14 protein-coding genes are annotated in these 16092 nt (G+C 61.8%); 5 read left to right on the top strand and 9 right to left on the bottom strand.

The genetic code is table 11. The features are described 5' to 3' along the window. Nucleotides 1-174: 174 nt before the first annotated feature. The 8 genes from BW995_RS01705 to BW995_RS01670 form a co-directional block, all read right to left on the bottom strand. Complete coding sequence (locus BW995_RS01705; protein WP_076398334.1) at nucleotides 175-945, bottom strand: phosphoadenylyl-sulfate reductase; 771 nt, start codon at nucleotides 943-945, stop codon at nucleotides 175-177. Continuing rightward, nucleotides 945-1490, bottom strand: coding sequence for a DUF934 domain-containing protein (locus BW995_RS01700; protein ID WP_076398333.1), 546 nt, complete (start codon nucleotides 1488-1490; stop codon nucleotides 945-947). The genes BW995_RS01705 and BW995_RS01700 overlap by 1 nt, the downstream gene beginning before the upstream one ends. Then, the gene (locus BW995_RS01695; RefSeq protein WP_076398331.1) at nucleotides 1477-3135 is read right to left on the bottom strand and encodes a nitrite/sulfite reductase; all 1659 of its coding nucleotides are present in this window, start codon (nucleotides 3133-3135) and stop codon (nucleotides 1477-1479) included. The genes BW995_RS01700 and BW995_RS01695 overlap by 14 nt, the downstream gene beginning before the upstream one ends. Nucleotides 3136-3137: 2 nt before the next feature. After that, complete coding sequence (locus BW995_RS01690; protein WP_076398330.1) at nucleotides 3138-3410, bottom strand: DUF2849 domain-containing protein; 273 nt, start codon at nucleotides 3408-3410, stop codon at nucleotides 3138-3140. 20 nt (nucleotides 3411-3430) lie between these two features. Then, nucleotides 3431-4525 (bottom strand): NAD(P)-dependent oxidoreductase, encoded by a 1095-nt coding sequence (locus BW995_RS01685; RefSeq protein WP_076398328.1) that lies wholly within the window; start codon nucleotides 4523-4525, stop codon nucleotides 3431-3433. A 451-nt stretch (nucleotides 4526-4976) separates the two neighbouring features. Beyond that, nucleotides 4977-6365, bottom strand: a complete 1389-nt coding sequence (locus BW995_RS01680) for an NAD(P)(+) transhydrogenase (Re/Si-specific) subunit beta (RefSeq protein WP_076398889.1) — start codon at nucleotides 6363-6365, stop codon at nucleotides 4977-4979. Between the two features lie 18 nt (nucleotides 6366-6383). Continuing rightward, complete coding sequence (locus BW995_RS01675) at nucleotides 6384-6809, bottom strand: NAD(P) transhydrogenase subunit alpha (RefSeq protein ID WP_076398327.1); 426 nt, start codon at nucleotides 6807-6809, stop codon at nucleotides 6384-6386. A 7-nt stretch (nucleotides 6810-6816) separates the two neighbouring features. Further along, nucleotides 6817-7998 (bottom strand): Re/Si-specific NAD(P)(+) transhydrogenase subunit alpha, encoded by a 1182-nt coding sequence (locus tag BW995_RS01670; RefSeq protein ID WP_076398325.1) that lies wholly within the window; start codon nucleotides 7996-7998, stop codon nucleotides 6817-6819. Between the two features lie 448 nt (nucleotides 7999-8446). Between BW995_RS01670 and BW995_RS01665 the strand changes: the two genes are divergently transcribed. The 3 genes from BW995_RS01665 (at nucleotide 8447) to BW995_RS01655 (ending at nucleotide 13119) form a co-directional block, all read left to right on the top strand. Continuing rightward, on the top strand, nucleotides 8447-9826 hold the full coding sequence (locus tag BW995_RS01665) for a hydroxyacid-oxoacid transhydrogenase (RefSeq protein WP_076398323.1): 1380 nt from the start codon (nucleotides 8447-8449) through the stop codon (nucleotides 9824-9826). Nucleotides 9827-10124: 298 nt separating this feature from the next. Next, nucleotides 10125-11261, top strand: a complete 1137-nt coding sequence (locus tag BW995_RS01660) for a type I restriction endonuclease (protein WP_076398321.1) — start codon at nucleotides 10125-10127, stop codon at nucleotides 11259-11261. 127 nt (nucleotides 11262-11388) lie between these two features. Then, nucleotides 11389-13119 (top strand): carbamoyltransferase C-terminal domain-containing protein, encoded by a 1731-nt coding sequence (locus BW995_RS01655; protein WP_076398319.1) that lies wholly within the window; start codon nucleotides 11389-11391, stop codon nucleotides 13117-13119. Between the two features lie 66 nt (nucleotides 13120-13185). On the opposite strand, the gene BW995_RS01650 is transcribed toward BW995_RS01655, so the two are convergent. Next, on the bottom strand, nucleotides 13186-13641 hold the full coding sequence (locus tag BW995_RS01650; protein ID WP_076398318.1) for a hypothetical protein: 456 nt from the start codon (nucleotides 13639-13641) through the stop codon (nucleotides 13186-13188). Between the two features lie 814 nt (nucleotides 13642-14455). Here BW995_RS01650 and BW995_RS01645 point away from each other — a divergent pair. Both BW995_RS01645 and trpD read left to right on the top strand, forming a co-directional pair. Further along, on the top strand, nucleotides 14456-15061 hold the full coding sequence (locus tag BW995_RS01645) for an anthranilate synthase component II (RefSeq protein ID WP_076398316.1): 606 nt from the start codon (nucleotides 14456-14458) through the stop codon (nucleotides 15059-15061). Nucleotide 15062: 1 nt separating this feature from the next. Then, nucleotides 15063-16091 carry an anthranilate phosphoribosyltransferase gene (gene trpD, locus BW995_RS01640; protein WP_084194494.1) on the top strand — a complete coding sequence of 343 codons (1029 nt, stop codon included), beginning with the start codon at nucleotides 15063-15065 and terminating at the stop codon, nucleotides 16089-16091. Nucleotide 16092 lies beyond the last annotated feature (1 nt).

The following is a 16092-nucleotide window of genomic DNA, read 5'->3' as shown; positions in this document are numbered from 1 at the left end:
TTCTTCTTTGAGTATCAATAAAATGGGTTCGGGGGACTCACGGCTCTAACATTTGAAAGGGGAGCGCCTGAGGTATCAGCTTTTTCCGGTCTTCACAACAGGACAAAACGCCCACGGGCTGCGACAGGAAATCCCCATCGCAGCCCGTGCTCCTGTGCGTGTGCCGTCAAGCCCTCAGGCCTTCGGCTCCCAGGCATCGGCAAAGTTTTCGGCGTCGTCGGCGGCCATGGTGTGGATGCCGCATTCGGTCTTGCCCTGCCCGGCCCAGCGACCGGAACGGACGTCACCGCCCGAAGCCCGCTGGGTGCAGGTATAGCAGCCCACCGACAGATAGCCGTCTTCTTCCAGTGGGTGCGGCGGCAGGTTGTGGGCGACAAAGTAGGCCGCCACGTCTTCCGAGGTCCAGCGGGCCAGCGGCGTCACCTTCAGGCGCTGGCCGTCGGTTTCCGCCACCGGCAGCGCCGAGCGTGCCCCGCCGTGGTGGCCCTTGCGGCCATTGATCCAGGCATCAAAGCCGGTCAGCGCCCGGTTCAGCGGCACCACCTTGCGCAGGAAACAGCAACGATCGGCATCACGCTGGAACAGCAGACCGTCTTCGTCTTCCTTGGCAATCAGCGGTGCCGGGGTCAGGGTCTGCACCCCGGTCAGGCCCAATTGCTTGACCAGCTTGTTGCGGTACCGCAGAGTTTCGCCGAACAGCTTGCCGGTATCAATGAACAGGATCGGCGTCGAGGGATCGACCTGCGCCACCATGTGCAGCAGGATCGCGGCCTCGGTGCCAAAGGACGACACCAGCGCCGCCCGCCCGTTGGGCATCACGCGGGTCAGCAGGTCGGCAACAATCTGCTCGGCCGAGGCATCGGACCAGCGTTGCAGCAGGTCTTCGACCAAAGCATCAATGTCTTCAACGACTTTTGGCTGTTCCACCACGGCCTGAGCTCCCATTACGCACCTGTTCCTTTCGCGGCGGCGAAAGCGGCCCGCCGTTGCCATATGGTTTCCCGGCCATCGGTTGCGGTCTGATAGACCGCCGGGAACCGGCTCCACGCCTGTTCCAGAAGCTCAAGGCGGGTGCCTTCGGCCACTTCAAAGCCATCAAAGCCCACCCGCACCATCGCCGACACCTGATCGACCAGCACGTTGCCAATCGCCCGCAGTTCGCCGCGATAGCCATGACGCTGACGCAGCAGGGCCGCAATCGAATAGCCGCGACCGTCACCGAACACCGGGAAGTCAATCGCCACCACCGGCAGCCCCAGCAGGTCACCGGCCAGAGCCTCACCCCACGCCGCAAACGCGGTGTCGGTGTTCGAGGCCAGCCACACACCAACCGGCTCGGCCCGCTGGCGCAGGGTATCGCGCTGTTCCAGCCACAGAGACAACGGCACCAACACTGCACCGCTGTCCGGCAGGGCGTCGCCCTCGGCCAGACGGGTCCATGCGGTCGGGATCAGCTCGACGCCCTCGGCAGTCTTTTTAACGAGCGGCATTCAGGGCCTCCTTGAACGGTGCCAGACCAATGCGGCGGAAGGTTTCGATAAAGGTTTCCTCGGCGCCGGTCCGCTGGGCGAGATAGGTGTTGACGGTGGTTTCCACCGCATCAACGATCTTTTCCTGCGAATATCCCGGTCCGCTGATCTGGGCCACCGCCGCGCTGTCACGGGCATCGCCGCCGATCACCAGCTGATAGGCTTCGTCGCCGTGCTTGTCGACACCAAGGATGCCGATGTTGGCAACGTGGTGATGGCCGCAGGCATTGATGCAGCCGGAAATATTGAGGGTCAGCGGACCAATGTTGGCCTGCCGTTCCAGATCGGCAAAGCGGGTGGAGATTTCCTGCGCCAGCGGGATCGAGCGCGCGTTGGCCAGCGCGCAATAATCCAGACCCGGGCAGGTGATCATGTCGTTGATCAGGCCGTGGTTGCCCTCGGCCAGCGACAGGCTGACCAGTTCCTGCCACAGCGGCAGCAGGTCTTCCTGTGCCACCGACGGCAGTACCAGATTCTGGTCCTTGGTGGCTCGCAGCTCGCTGAAGCCAAAACGGTCGGCCAGATCGGCAATCGCGTCCATCTCGTCGGCGGTCACGTCGCCCGGAATGCCGCCAGCGGGCTTCAGGGTGATGGTGACACCGGCATAGCCCGGCACGCGGTGATTGATGATGTTGGCATCAACCCAGCGGGCAAAGGCGGCGTTCTGCTGGCGGGCGGCCAGAAACTCCGCCGGAGCCTCCGGACGGGCGGGCAGCTCGCGCGGCACGAAGTAGGAATGGATGCGCTCGATCTCGCTGGCCGGCACTTCGACCTCGGACCCGCGCAGGTGCGCCCACTCGACCTCGACCTGACGGCGGAACTCGTCGATCCCCAGGGCATCGACAAGAATCTTGATGCGCGCCTTGTACTTGTTGTCGCGACGGCCATGCAGGTTGTAAACGCGCAGGATCGATTCCAGATAGCCCAACAGCTCGGTCGGGTTCAGGAACTCGGTGATCACCCGGCCCACACGCGGGGTACGGCCCATGCCGCCACCGACCAGCACCTTGAAGCCGATCTCACCGGCATCATTGCGCACGATGCGGATGCCGATATCGTGGAACGCCACCGCTGCCCGGTCTTCTTCACCCGCCGAAATGGCAATCTTGAACTTGCGCGGCAGATAGGTGAATTCCGGGTGGATGGTTGACCACTGGCGGATGATTTCCGCCCACGGACGCGGGTCGGTCACTTCGTCGGCAGCCACCCCGGCGAACGGATCGCTGGTGGTGTTGCGGATACAGTTACCGCTGGTCTGGATGGCGTGCATTTCGACACTGGCGAGGTCAGCCAGCGCCGCCGGAATGTCGCACAACTGCGGCCAGTTGTACTGGATGTTCTGGCGAGTGGTGAAGTGACCATAGCCCTTGTCATAGGTGCGGGCGATGTGCGCCAGCATCCGCAACTGACGCGACGACAACTGGCCGTAAGGGATGGCAACGCGCAGCATGTAGGCGTGCAGTTGCAGGTACACGCCGTTCATCAGGCGCAGGGGACGGAACTGCTCTTCGGTCAACTCGCCCGACAGGCGGCGGGCCACCTGCGAGCTGAATTCGTCAACACGGGCCGCGACAACGGCATGATCAAATTCGTCGTAGCGGTACATACTCAGGCGCTCCGTTGATAGGCAATGCTCGGACCCAGAACGCGGATCCGCTCGCGGGTGGTCAGCGGCTGCCAACTGCCGTCTTCGGCCTGTTCGACCTCGACGGCATAGACCCCGACCACCACCGTGGCTTCGCTGCTGGCTGCGGCAACTTCGGCAGCCGAATCATCGTACAGCGCCGCATCGGCATAGGCGGTGCTCCACGCACCATCAGCGGTGCGGAACACCACCAGGCCATCCGTCAGCCGGTTGGCAGTCACAAACGTCTTACTCATTCCATATCCCTCGGCTGGGGTCAGTGGTGGGCCGCGAACGGAACCGGGAAAGCCATCTCAAGCAGGCTGGCCGGGGTCGTCGAGCGGGGAAGAACAGCCGCGCCAGGCAGCGGGCGGGCAGAGGTATCGTCGATTGTCGCCGTTCCTGCAACCCCCGGCACCACCACCAGCGCCACATCGGCATCGCGCAGGGCCTCGATTTCGGCGGCAGGCGGGACGGCACCGCTGACCAGACGGACAACGGTCTTGCCCTGTTCCGCCGATCGGCGCGACAGCCGCACCAGATCAGAGCGGCCCCGGCTATTGATGCGACTGGCATCGCGGCGGGCCAGTTCCAGAATGTCATGGCTGACGTCGGCGTCATGGATCAGGATGTCGGCTTCCAGCAGCAGGCGATGGGCCTTCAGCGTCAGCAGGTCCGGATCACCGGGGCCGACGGCCACCACCGACACACTGCCACGGCGGGCGGCGTCCTGCTGGTTCGGCAGGTCGTTGAGGGTCTTCAAGGCTTCACTGCGGGCGGTGGCCTCGTCGCCTTCCAGCGCCGCGCGCGCCGCCGGGCCGTCAAAGAAGGCATCCCAGAAGCGGCGACGGGCGGTGATTTCCGGCAGGATCGCCTTCACCGACGGGCGGAAGCTGTCCACCAGCCGGGCCAGATCACCCAGACGGGCTGGCAGCAAGCGGTCAATCGCCGCCCGCACCCGCCGCGCCAGCACCGGAGCAGCACCGCCGGTGCTGACCGCCACCACGATCGGTGCCCGATCAACCACCGCCGGAGTGGTAAAGGTTGACAATTCGGGGCGATCGACCACGTTCACCGGCACATCGCGGGTCCAGGCGGCAGCGGCCACCCGCACGTCTTCGGCTTCGTCACGGGTGGCGACATACACCAGTCGCACCCCGTCAAAATCGCTGTCCTGCACCGGGCGTTCGGCAATGGTCAGACCGGCGTCAGCCGCCAGCGCCCGCAGTTCGTCGGACGGGCGGCGGGCGACCAGACGCGCCACCGCGCCAGCCTTCAGCACCAGCCGAGCCTTTGCCGCCGCTGCCGGAGTGCCGCCGACGATCAATGCCGGATGCCCACTGATGGTGAGGAAAATGGGAAGCTGGTCCATATCGGTGTCTCCTGTCCGGTGCGAGCCTTGCTCCAGCACCACCCTCCGCCGGTTCCTGTTGGCGAAGAGCCTTGTTCAACCATCGCCCCCGCCCTGCGGGGGCCTGTCATGCAATGGAAGATCAGACAGTCACACACATTCGACAGAACGACCGGGCAGGCGCCATGCACAGACCAGCCACCGGCCCTGACAGCCGTTGAGAGGGGGTGTGAATGAGGAAGACGCTGTTCATCGCCATGCTCCGTGCCAACCGAGCGTTCCCGATCAGGAACAGGATCGTTGTACACATTTGCATAGGCGCTGTCAAAACATAAAACACTTAATTTTGCTGTTTTATGTTTTTAACTACATTTTTAATTCGCTAAATATCCGGTGGAGCCAAAAAAAAAGGAGGAAGGCCCGTTTCCGGACCCTCCCCTTTTTCACAGACAAACCGTTGAATCACAGACCGTTACAGGGACTGGACGATTTCTTCGGTCATCTTTTTGGCATCGCCAAACAGCATCATGGTGTTGTCGCGGAAGAACAGCTCGTTTTCCACCCCGGCATAGCCGGACGCCATCGAACGCTTGACGAACAGCACGGTCTTGGCCCGCTCGACATCGAGGATCGGCATGCCATAGATCGGGCTGGCCGGGTCGGTCTTCGCCGCCGGGTTGGTCACGTCGTTGGCCCCGATCACATACACCACGTCAGCGGTCTGGAAGTCGTTGTTGATTTCTTCCAGTTCAAAGACTTCGTCATAGGGGACGTTGGCTTCGGCCAGCAGCACGTTCATGTGACCCGGCATACGACCGGCCACCGGGTGAATGGCGTACTTCACTTCCACGCCTTCGGCCTTCAGGGTGTCGGCCATTTCGCGCAGGGCATGCTGGGCCTGCGCCACCGCCATGCCATAGCCCGGAACGATGATCACCTTCGAAGCGTTCTTCATGATGAAGGCCGCATCGTCAGCCGAACCGGCCTTCACCGCACGGTCGCCAGCCGGACCACCGGCAGAAGCCGCCGAACCGTCGGTGCCAAAACCGCCGAGGATCACGTTGAAAATCGAGCGGTTCATCCCCTTGCACATGATGTAGCTGAGGATGGCACCCGACGAACCGACCAGCGCACCGGCCACGATCAGCAGGGCGTTATGCAGCGTAAAGCCGATCCCGCAGGCCGCCCAACCCGAATAGGAGTTGAGCATCGAGATCACCACCGGCATGTCCGCGCCACCAATCGGCAGGATCAGCAGGAAGCCCAGCGCAAACGACAGCGCCAGCAGCAGGAAGAACGCGGTGTAGCTTTCAGTGGCGGCAAACACCGCCAACAGCACCACCAGCAGGACGCCCAGCGCCAGGTTCAGCATGTGCTGACCCTTGAACATCAGCGGCTTGCCGGAAATCAGGCCCTGCAGCTTGCCAAAGGCAATCACCGACCCCGAGAAGGTGATCGCACCAACGGCGGTCCCCAGGCTCATTTCGATCAGCGACCCGGCGTGGATGTGGCCCGGCGTGCCGATGCCATAGCTTTCCGGGGCGAACAGCGCCGCCGAAGCCACCAGCACCGCCGCCATACCGACCAGCGAGTGGAACGCGGCCACCAGCTGCGGCAGGGCGGTCATCTGCACCTTCAGCGCGACAACAGTGCCGATAGCGCCACCGATCACGATGGCGAGAATGATGAACACATAGCTCTGCACCACCGGAGAAAGCAGGGTGGTGAGGATCGCCAGCCCCATCCCGACCATCCCGAGAATATTCCCGGTCCGGGCGGTTTCAGGGTTCGACAGTCCACGCAGTGCCAGCACAAAGAAGACAGCAGCGACGATGTACGAGAACATCGTCAAATCGGTCATGGTCATCGGACGGCCCCTTTACTTCGTCTTCTTCTTGAACATCTGGAGCATCCTCTGGGTGACGATGAAGCCCCCAAAGATGTTCACCGCCGCCAGCACGACGGCGAAGAACCCCAGAACCTTGGAGCCGGTAAAGTCCGCCGGACCGGCGGCAATCAGGGCACCAACGATGATCACCGAAGAAATGGCGTTGGTCACACCCATCAGCGGCGAATGCAGGGCCGGCGTCACCGACCACACCACATAAAAGCCGACGAAGCAGGCCAGCACGAACACGGTGAACAGATACCAGAACTCGCTGGGACCGGCAGCGGCACCACCATGGGCGGTGGCAGCCGCAGCGGCCTCGGCAGCCTGTTGAGCGAGGAGCTGGGCGTTTTGCGCCAGGTCCGCCGCCTTTTCCGCGAGGGTCTTGGCCCCCAAAGCAACGGTAGTTTCCATCATCTCCTCCTTAACCGGCGGCAGCGGGAGCGGCGCCATCTGCGGGCTTTGCGAGCTGGGCGTGGACCACAACCCCATCACGGGTAACGCAAGTACCCTTGACCAAATCGTCTTCCCAGTCAATTTTCAGGCTCTTTGCCGTTTTGTCAGTCAGGTGCTGAACAAAATTGTACAGGTTGCGCGCGAACAGGGCACTGGAATCAGCAGCCAGACGGCTCGCCACGTTCAGGTGACCAACAATCTTGACGCCGTGCTTCAGGACAACCTTGCCCGGCTCGGTCAGTTCGCAGTTGCCGCCCTGCTCGGCGGCCAGATCGATGATCACCGAACCCGGCTTCATCGCGGCCACCTGCTCGGCGGTGATCAGGGTCGGTGCCTTGCGGCCCGGGATCAGCGCGGTGGTGATGGCAATGTCGGCCTTTTTCAGGAACTCGCCGACCACCTGCTTTTGCTTGACGAAATACTCGGGCGGCATTTCCTTGGCGTACCCGCCCGAGGTCTCGGCTTCCTTTTCCATCGCCTCGTCAACGACGATGAACTTGCCACCGAGGGATTCCACCTGCTCGCGGGTCGCCGGACGAACGTCCGTCCCATGAACAACCGCCCCCAGACGCTTGGCCGTCGCCACCGCCTGCAGACCAGCCACCCCGGCGCCATAGACCAGCACGCGGGCGGGCGCAACGGTCCCGGCGGCGGTCATCATCATCGGGAAAGCCCGGCCAAATTCCGCCGCGCCGTCGATCACTGCCCGATAGCCCGCCAGATTGTTCTGCGAGCTGAGGATGTCCATCGACTGGGCGCGGGTGATGCGCGGCATCAGCTCCATGGCGAACGACGTCACCTTTTGCGCGCCGGTCAGGGCGGCAACGGTGTCGGCCTGGCTCAGCGCATTGAGCTGGGCAATCAGCACCGCGCCGCTTTTCAGCAGGGCCACTTCGTCGGTGCCTTCGGCGGCGGTCAGCGGGCGCTGGATCTTCAGCACGATATCGGCGTCGGCCAGAGCGGTCTGCGCATCCGGAGCAATGGTGGCCCCCATGTCCTGATACAGCGCATCAGGAATGGACGAGCCGTCACCGGCCCCGGTTTCCACCACCACGTCGTAGCCAAGAGCGATCAGCTTTTTCACCGTTTCCGGCACTGCGGCAACGCGCAGTTCACCAGCTCGCCGCTCCTTTGGTATGGCGATTTTCATTGGGCTTCCCCTTTATTGTCTTTTGACACCCCCGACAGGGGTGCCGAACACATGGCGTCACCATGCATGCGCGATTGCCCTTTGTGAAGTGCCCCCAAAGGGTAGGACTACATTTTTCCTAGATATTTCCATAATAATATTACCAGACACCGGGGGATACACGATAGATTACCCTACCCTGCCTACCCAATCAGCAATACTATTGTAGTATTGAACGGGATAAAAAGTGACGTTGCCCCAAAAGGACTGTGGCATCACTGCTGCCCTTCGCCCCCCACTTTCCCATCCCTTCGGGTGGGATGCTCCTTCTGTAAAACCGCCCCCGGCCTCTTGCAGTGCACCAAATTTGCTGCACGGGCGATCCCGATCAAACACTATCAGCGCCAAACTGAGTCATTTTATATCCGTCTTTTTCCCCCGCTTCCCGGCCCCCTCTCAGGAGAACCCCATGTCTTCCCCTTCGGATTCCCCCGCCTGTGATCGCGTGTTCACCATCGACCCCGTTGCCCTGAAATACGGTCACGGAGCCTTGTCGGAACTGGGGTTTGAGGCTATCGCCCTTGGATTGCGGCGGATTTTTCTGGTCACTGACCGCCGCCTGCGCTCCCTGCCGCCGGTACAGACCGCACTGGCATCCCTGCAGGCGGCAGGCTGTGATGTGGTGATCCATGAAATCACCCAGTTAGAGCCAACTGACGACTCTTTCAAAACTGCCGCTGCCGCCGCGAAAGAGGCCAATCCGGATGGCTATGTTTCTATCGGAGGTGGGTCCGTCATCGACACCGCCAAGGCCGCCAACCTGTACGCCACCCACCCGACCGGCGATTTTCTGGATTACGTCAATCCCCCCATCGGCGGCGGCAAAGCCATTCCCGGCCCGCTGAAACCGCACCTCGCCTGCCCGACCACGGCTGGCACCGGCAGTGAAACGACCGCCGTCGCCATCTTTGATCTGGTCGGTGCCCGCGTCAAAACCGGCATATCCTCCAAGCTGCTACGCCCGACCAAAGCCATCGTGGACCCGACTGCCACCTACAGCGCCCCGGCGGGCGTGGTGGCCTGCACCGGCTTTGATGTGCTGACCCATGCTCTGGAAAGTTATACCGCCCGCCCGTTCACCAGCCGCCTGCGGCCTGACAGCCCGGCCCTGCGCCCACCCTATCAGGGTGCCAACCCGTGGAGCGACGGCGGTGCCTTGCGCGCGATCGTTCTGGGGGGCCAGTATCTGGAACGCGCCGTCCACGACCCCGCCGACACCGAGGCCCGCGACTGGCTGTGTTTCGCCGCCACCCTGGCCGGTCTGGCCTTTGGCAACGCCGGTGTCCACCTGCCACACGCGATGAGCTATTCGGTCGCCGGACTGAAACATGACCACCATGCCCCCGGCTATCAGGACGAAAAAGCGATGATCCCACACGGCCTGTCGGTGGTGATCAATGCCCCGGCGGTGTTCCGCTTCACCGCCGTCAGCGACCCGATGCGCCACCTGCGGGCGGCACAGGCTTTGGGGGCCGATGTCGAGTTCGACGAAGACGCCCTTGACGATGCCGGGGAATACCTCGCCCAGCGTCTGGAGGAGATGATGCGCGCCACCGGCATCCCCAACGGCCTGTCGGCCTTAGGCTATGACCACGGCGACATTCCGGCGCTGGTGGAGGGCTGCTGGCAACAGCAACGCCTGCTGACCCTGTCCCCGGTCGAGGTCAGCCGCGCCGATCTGGCCGAGCTGTACGGTGCGGCCCTGCACTATTGGGACGACACGCCACCCGCTGCCACCGCACCGGCACCGGCACCGCGCAAAAAGGAAAAGGGGAAGAAGCGGCGCTGAGGAGAGGCGGAAAGCAGGAAAGCAGCCAGCCGCACGCCCCCTCAAGCGCGGCTGGCTGGGCAGATGACATCACGTCAAACCAGAAAACGACGACAGCCAAACGGGGTAAATTTGATACCTATACCCGCTCAAGCCCCCAATAACAGATCCCCAAAGCCAACAACAACACCGCCACACAATACAAAAGAACAGGATATGAACGCATAAAAAAGATGGACTTTCGCTCACCAAAGCTGAATCATTACTCTTATTGAGAAAGCCAAAAATCAAACTATCGCAAAACGACAGAGGTCCGATAATGAACGAGTTCCGAGAAAGTCTTGTAGCACGTTGCACGCCAATCTTGGCCGCAGCTGATCGCTGTAGCAGTGAAGAAGCAACCAAGCAATTCATGGTCCTCCCATTTCTAGCAGCCCTGTCCTACAATCCTTTCGACCCGGGCGAAGTCGTCCCAGAGCATCATGCCGATTTTTCTGATAAATATAAAAACCGCGTTGATTACGCCATCTTCCGTGATAGCACTCCAATTATTGCCATAGAAGTCAAAACATCTGGAGCAAATATCACTGATGACCGTGGTCAACTGCGCAGCTATTTCAATGCCTGCACAACGGTCAAATTAGGAATCCTCACCAACGGCTCTCGCTACGAGTGTTTTGCCGACACCGACGAGCCAAATATCATGGATCAAGCTCCCTTCCTTGTCTTTAATCTCGCCGACATCGTAGCTGGAAATGCAGAAGAGCGCGTTCTGAGCGGTATCCGTGACTTGTGTAAGGATCGCTTTGATCCGGCAAACATTGGCGCAGAAGCGCGACGCAAGCTGCTTGCAGGCGCATTTGTCGCGTCCCTGTCCAACTGGCAAGCTGCCCCCAGCGATGCCCTGATACGGCTGCTATTGGACGACGCCGGATTCAAGGGCAACAAAACGCAACGGGTTGTTGAGGAATGCCGCGAAATTGCAGTAACGGCATGGTCTGCCTTCATAGAGCGAGCTATACTAACTCGAATGGGCTTAAACCATACACTCGAATCAAAAAATACACCCATAGCAGAAACATCGACAACACTCTCACAAAACATTACTCCTTTGGAAAACAAAAATGCAATTGATGGCATCATCACTACTGAGACAGAACTAGCTTCATTTGAATATGCTCGTCGCCGTCTCGCATTCCTCATCTCGGACGATAACCTTTTCCGCGCTATCGATGAAATCCAGCATCAGGACATGAAGACAACCTTCAAGGTTTTTTACCGTCGCCCCACCGCTGGCATTTTGTTCAACCTGAAAGAGATGAGCGATGGCTCGATGCGCTTCACATTCCCCGCTCTGGACGGGCAGGAGCTGACCATACAAAGTGTGCAAGATTTGCGCGAAATTGATGACCCCTTGTTGGCAGCTTTCAAAAAGCAGGTTGCCTCTGGCGGATAACCACCATTCCAGCATCAGGCTCTGGACGCCAGAGCCACAAGCCGCTATGCAAAAGGCGCAGCTCTGTCCGAGGGCTGCGCCTTTTTGTTACGCCCCATCGCAACCATTTCATACTCGCCGAGACTGCATGATCGTCCTAGCCCTCTACCCCGGTCGCAATGACGCATCCGCCGTCCTGTTCGATGAGTATCGTGTCCTTGGCGCCGTTCAACTGGAACGCCTGAGCCGCAAAAAGGGCGATGGGGTTTCCCCCGATGGCTGGGCGTGGGCCTGCGCAGACGAATTGCTGGACATGGCCGGACTGACCCGCCAGCAGGTCGATGCCGTCGCCCTCAGCCGGGCAGCGATGCCACGGCAGTATTATCGCAAGAACCAGAGCGCCTCTCGCCGCCTGCTGGACACGGTGCTGCGCGGCCGTCAGGCCAGGCGGCCGTTCCGCATGATGGAACAGGCCCTGCAGGAAGCCGGTATTGCCGATGAAAGCGCCGTATTCGACAACGCCGCCTTTTTGCGCGATGCCGGGCTGCGGGCTGACGTCACGGTGCATTACACCAACCATCACCGCTGCCACGCACTGCCCGCGCTGTTTTTCACCGACTGGACCGAAGCCCTGATCTATACCGCCGATGGTGGTGGCGACAATGCGTTCTATTCCGCCCGCAGCTTTCGCAACGGAGTGATCAAGGACCTGTTCGGCGGCGACGACCTGCTGTTCAAGCCGCCCTACAACGACAGTCTCGGGCTGGCCTATGGCGTGGTGACCGAGCTGCTGGGGTTCCGCATGATGCGCCATGAAGGCAAGGTCACCGGGCTGGCCGCGCACGGCAAGCCGGTGTTCAAGGACGCCATGGCAGCGCACTTCACTGTTCACGACAGCGGGGAAATCACCTGCGACTGGCCGTCTCTGGACGCCATGCACGCAGGCATCACCGCCATTTGCGACGGCGGCTCTAAGGAAGACATTGCCTGCTCGGTGCAGGACCTGCTGGAAAACTTCATCCTGCGGGCCGTGCGCACCATCCTCGTCCGCCATCCGCACAAGCGTCTGGGGCTGGCAGGGGGCGTGTTCGCCAACGTCAAGCTGAACCGCCTGCTGGCCGAACAGGCCGGGGTCGAAGAAGTGTTCGTGGTGCCGCCGATGGGCGACGAAGGCCTGTCGCTGGGCGCGGGTCTTGATTTCCTGCTCGCCCGGGATGGCCTCGCCCGCTGGCTGGACAACCGCTATCGACTGGATAACGTCTATTGGGGCCGCGACTATTCCGAACAGGCCGACGCGGTGCTGGCGCAGACCGCCGGAGTGGTCAAGGTCTCCGACACTCCGGCACAGGCCGCTGCCGTCCGGCTGGCACAGGGCGGTATCGGAGCCATCTACACGGGCCGGATGGAGTTCGGCCCGCGCGCGCTGGGGGCTCGCACCATTCTGGCCAATCCGTCCCGCCGCGACACCCACGACGAACTGAACCGCCGCCTGTCGCGCACCGAGTTCATGCCGTTTGCGCCGGTAGTGCTGGAAGAAAAGGCCACCGAGGTCTTTGACGTCACCCCGGTCAACGCCTATGCCTGCCGCTTCATGACCATCACCACCGGGGTCAAGGAACAGTGGCGCGAAAAGATTGCCGCCGTGGTCCACGTTGACCACTCGGCCCGTCCGCAGTTGATCCGCCATCAGGACAACCCGCTGTACCACGACATCCTGACCGCCTTCGAAGCCGAAAGCGGCCTGCCGGTGCTGGTCAACACCAGCTTCAACGTTCACGAAGAGCCGATCGTCAACGCCCCCGCCGAAGCCATCCGCGCCCTGACCGATGGCCGGGTGGATTTTCTGGTCACCAACGGCGGCCTGTACGAACGCGGATAAGCCGGGCCAGACGCACAACGGGGCAAAGGCTGTAGCGGCCTTTGCCCCGTTGTCTTTTATCTGCGACTATTTGCGACGCATCGGCAAACGGTTGCAGGCATCAAGGAATGCCGCCTGATCATTGGCTTGCAGCGGACGCCCGTTAACATACACCTGCCCGTTGCGCAGGGTCACTTGCCCCAGCGGAGCCTCCGCCCCAAAGGAAGCACCGTTGTTGCCAATGCCATAGCGTTTGGCCATGTCCACCGACAGCACGATGGTCACCGATTCCGCCAGCCACTGGGAATCAACCCCGCCGCCGTCGCCCTCGGCAGGGGCCACCGCGTTACCATAGGCATCAACCCCCGGCGTATAGGTGGCCGACGGCACCGACGCACCCGCCGCCTGCAAACAGGTCTCGCGGTCGGTCGCCACCCGCACGCCGCTGCCCTGCGCCTGCGCAGTGCTGACCAGCAGCATCCCCAGCAACACCCCCGACAGCAGGGCTATCCGACCTGACCCGGCAACACTGATATGCTTCATGGGTGCATCCTCCTTGCGTGCAGATTGGTCCAACCAAAGGCCCACGACAGTGGATTCTGTTATAGCGTCACTGCCTTAAGAAAGCCTTTCGCCCACCGAACGTGCTCGGAACGATGCCGGCATGCAGGATGATTTATCCACAAACACCCCTGAAATCAGGTTTTTTACCGGAATCGCCCTAGCCATGCCTTTTTTGCGTGACAACGATACTTTAGACGCATATCTTTGCGTTGTTCAAAAAGAGGGCCGGTCCAATGACACACACATGGAACGACGCCTGAGTTTAGGGAGGATGCCGCGGTCAACGCGGCAACGCGACGAGGGGACACCGGATCGCGGCGGGCTGAAACAAACAGCCCTTTAGCGCGGGAAACACCGCCAAAGGAAAGAGCGCCGCCCAACGCGACGCCATTCATGCAAAACCCGCCACAACGATGGCGGGTTTTGTATTTTCAGCCTGCAACAAACAAAAACAGGATCATGGAGCGCTGCTCCATACCTCGCCGGGGCCTTGATGCCTGTGCAACCGGAAACATGGGTAACACTTTGTCCGGCGACATAGGTCATAGCTGCCCCCCGGTCACATCTCCCGCCATCGCCATCGCGACAGATGGGTAATATGAGTGCAGTCCAAAAGGGCTGCACGGATCGACGGCATCGCGAGTGGTGACAAGTCATCGCCTGCGCGGTAATCTGCCGCCCATCCAGGCCCGTGCGGCACAACGACAGCGGCGTCTCAATCGGATGACCTACCGGGTCCAAACGGTAACGACACGATAGATGAGTCAGCCATTACAATGCGTTAGGTGACGGAATGTTTCTTCTGATCGATAACTACGACAGCTTTACCTATAACCTCTGGCATTATCTGGGCGAGCTGGGGGCCGACGTCACCGTGTACCGCAACGATGCCCTGACCGTCGAACAGGTGATCGACATGGCACCGCAGGGGATCATTCTGTCTCCCGGTCCGTGTGACCCGGACCGCGCGGGCATCTGCCTGCCGCTGATCACCCGCGCCGCCGGGCATATCCCGCTGTTCGGTGTTTGTCTGGGGCACCAGTCGATTGGTCAGGCTTTTGGCGGCAAGGTCATCCGTGCCCCAGAGCCGCTGCATGGCAAGGTCAGCACCCTGACCCACAACGGGCACGGCATTTTCGCCGGTATCCCGTCCCCGTTCCAGGCCACCCGCTATCACTCGCTGATCGTCGAACGCTCCAGCCTGCCCGATTGCCTGAGCATCACCTCGGAAACGGACGACGGCCTGATCATGGCGATGGAGCATAAAGAGTTCTCGATTTACGGCGTGCAGTTCCACCCCGAAAGCATCGCCAGCGAGCACGGCCACGCCATGCTGAAGAATTTCCTGACCCTGGCCCAGGGCGGCCAGCCGTTGACCCGCACGAAGGATGCTGCCTGAGATGTCCGGCCTGAAACAGTTCCTGCCCCGCCTCGCCCTGGGGGAGACCCTCTCCGAAGCTGACGCCGAGCTGGCGTTCAACATCATCATGTCCGGCGAAGCCTCGGCAGCGCAAATGGGGGCCTTCCTGATGGCCCTGCGCATGCGCGGCGAAACCATCGAGGAAATCACCGCCGCCGCCCGCATCATGCGCGCCAAGGCGACCCAGGTCTGTGCCCCCGAGGGGGCCATTGATACCTGTGGCACCGGCGGCGATGCCTCGGGGACCTACAACATCTCCACCGCTGCCGCGCTGGTGACGGCGGCCTGCGGGGTGGTGGTAGCCAAGCATGGCAACAAGGCGATGTCGTCGAAGTCCGGTTCCGCCGACGTGCTCGCCGCACTGGGGGTCAACCTCGAAGCCGAAATGGCCCACGTCGAAGACGCCATTCGTGATGTCGGCATCGGCTTCCTGATGGCTCCCCGCCATCACTCGGCCATGCGCCACGTCGGCCCGGTGCGCATGGAACTGGGCACCCGCACCATTTTCAACCTGCTCGGCCCGCTGGCCAACCCGGCAGGTGCCGCCCGCCAGTTGCTGGGCGTCTATTCCCGGCAATGGGTGGAGCCGATTGCCATCGTGCTCGGCAAGCTGGGCTCAAAGCGGGCGATGGTGGTGCATGGCTCGGACGGGCTGGACGAAATCACCACCACCGGCCCGACCCATGTCGGCGAATACCATAACGGCACGGTAAGCACCTACACCATCACCCCCGAGGATGTCGGGCTGCCGCTGGCCAGCCCCGACGACCTGAAGGGCGGCGATGCCGCCCACAATGCCGCCGCCCTGACCGCCCTGCTGAAGGGAGCCCACGGCCCCTATCGTGACATCGTCCTGTTCAACACCAGCGCCTCGCTGATGGTGGCCGACAAGGTTGCCACTCTGCGCGACGGGGTGGCGATGGCTGCCGCTGCCATCGACGATGGCCGGGCGTGGGACACCCTGCAACGCCTGATCGCTGTCACCCAACGGTCCGCTCAGGAGGTCTGAA

The organism is Insolitispirillum peregrinum, from assembly GCF_900156605.1.
Lineage (GTDB): Bacteria > Pseudomonadota > Alphaproteobacteria > Rhodospirillales > Rhodospirillaceae > Insolitispirillum > Insolitispirillum peregrinum.
Note: the sequence above shows the minus strand (reverse complement) of the source record. Positions and strands in the feature narration are given on the sequence as shown.

Bases quoted from the DNA above. Each gene is read 5' to 3' on its own strand.
- BW995_RS01685 (WP_076398328.1), bottom strand. From the start codon at position 4,525: ATGGACCAGCTTCCCATTTTCCTCACCATCAGTGGGCATCCGGCATTG.
- BW995_RS01675 (WP_076398327.1), bottom strand. From the start codon at position 6,809: ATGATGGAAACTACCGTTGCTTTGGGGGCCAAGACCCTCGCGGAAAAG.
- BW995_RS01690 (WP_076398330.1), bottom strand. From the start codon at position 3,410: ATGAGTAAGACGTTTGTGACTGCCAACCGGCTGACGGATGGCCTGGTG.
- BW995_RS01700 (WP_076398333.1), bottom strand. From the start codon at position 1,490: ATGCCGCTCGTTAAAAAGACTGCCGAGGGCGTCGAGCTGATCCCGACC.
- BW995_RS01705 (WP_076398334.1), bottom strand. From the start codon at position 945: ATGGGAGCTCAGGCCGTGGTGGAACAGCCAAAAGTCGTTGAAGACATT.
- BW995_RS01680 (WP_076398889.1), bottom strand. From the start codon at position 6,365: ATGACCGATTTGACGATGTTCTCGTACATCGTCGCTGCTGTCTTCTTT.
- BW995_RS01650 (WP_076398318.1), bottom strand. From the start codon at position 13,641: ATGAAGCATATCAGTGTTGCCGGGTCAGGTCGGATAGCCCTGCTGTCG.
- BW995_RS01695 (WP_076398331.1), bottom strand. From the start codon at position 3,135: ATGTACCGCTACGACGAATTTGATCATGCCGTTGTCGCGGCCCGTGTT.
- BW995_RS01665 (WP_076398323.1), top strand. From the start codon at position 8,447: ATGTCTTCCCCTTCGGATTCCCCCGCCTGTGATCGCGTGTTCACCATC.
- BW995_RS01660 (WP_076398321.1), top strand. From the start codon at position 10,125: ATGAACGAGTTCCGAGAAAGTCTTGTAGCACGTTGCACGCCAATCTTG.
- BW995_RS01655 (WP_076398319.1), top strand. From the start codon at position 11,389: ATGATCGTCCTAGCCCTCTACCCCGGTCGCAATGACGCATCCGCCGTC.
- BW995_RS01645 (WP_076398316.1), top strand. From the start codon at position 14,456: ATGTTTCTTCTGATCGATAACTACGACAGCTTTACCTATAACCTCTGG.
- BW995_RS01670 (WP_076398325.1), bottom strand. From the start codon at position 7,998: ATGAAAATCGCCATACCAAAGGAGCGGCGAGCTGGTGAACTGCGCGTT.
- trpD (WP_084194494.1), top strand. From the start codon at position 15,063: ATGTCCGGCCTGAAACAGTTCCTGCCCCGCCTCGCCCTGGGGGAGACC.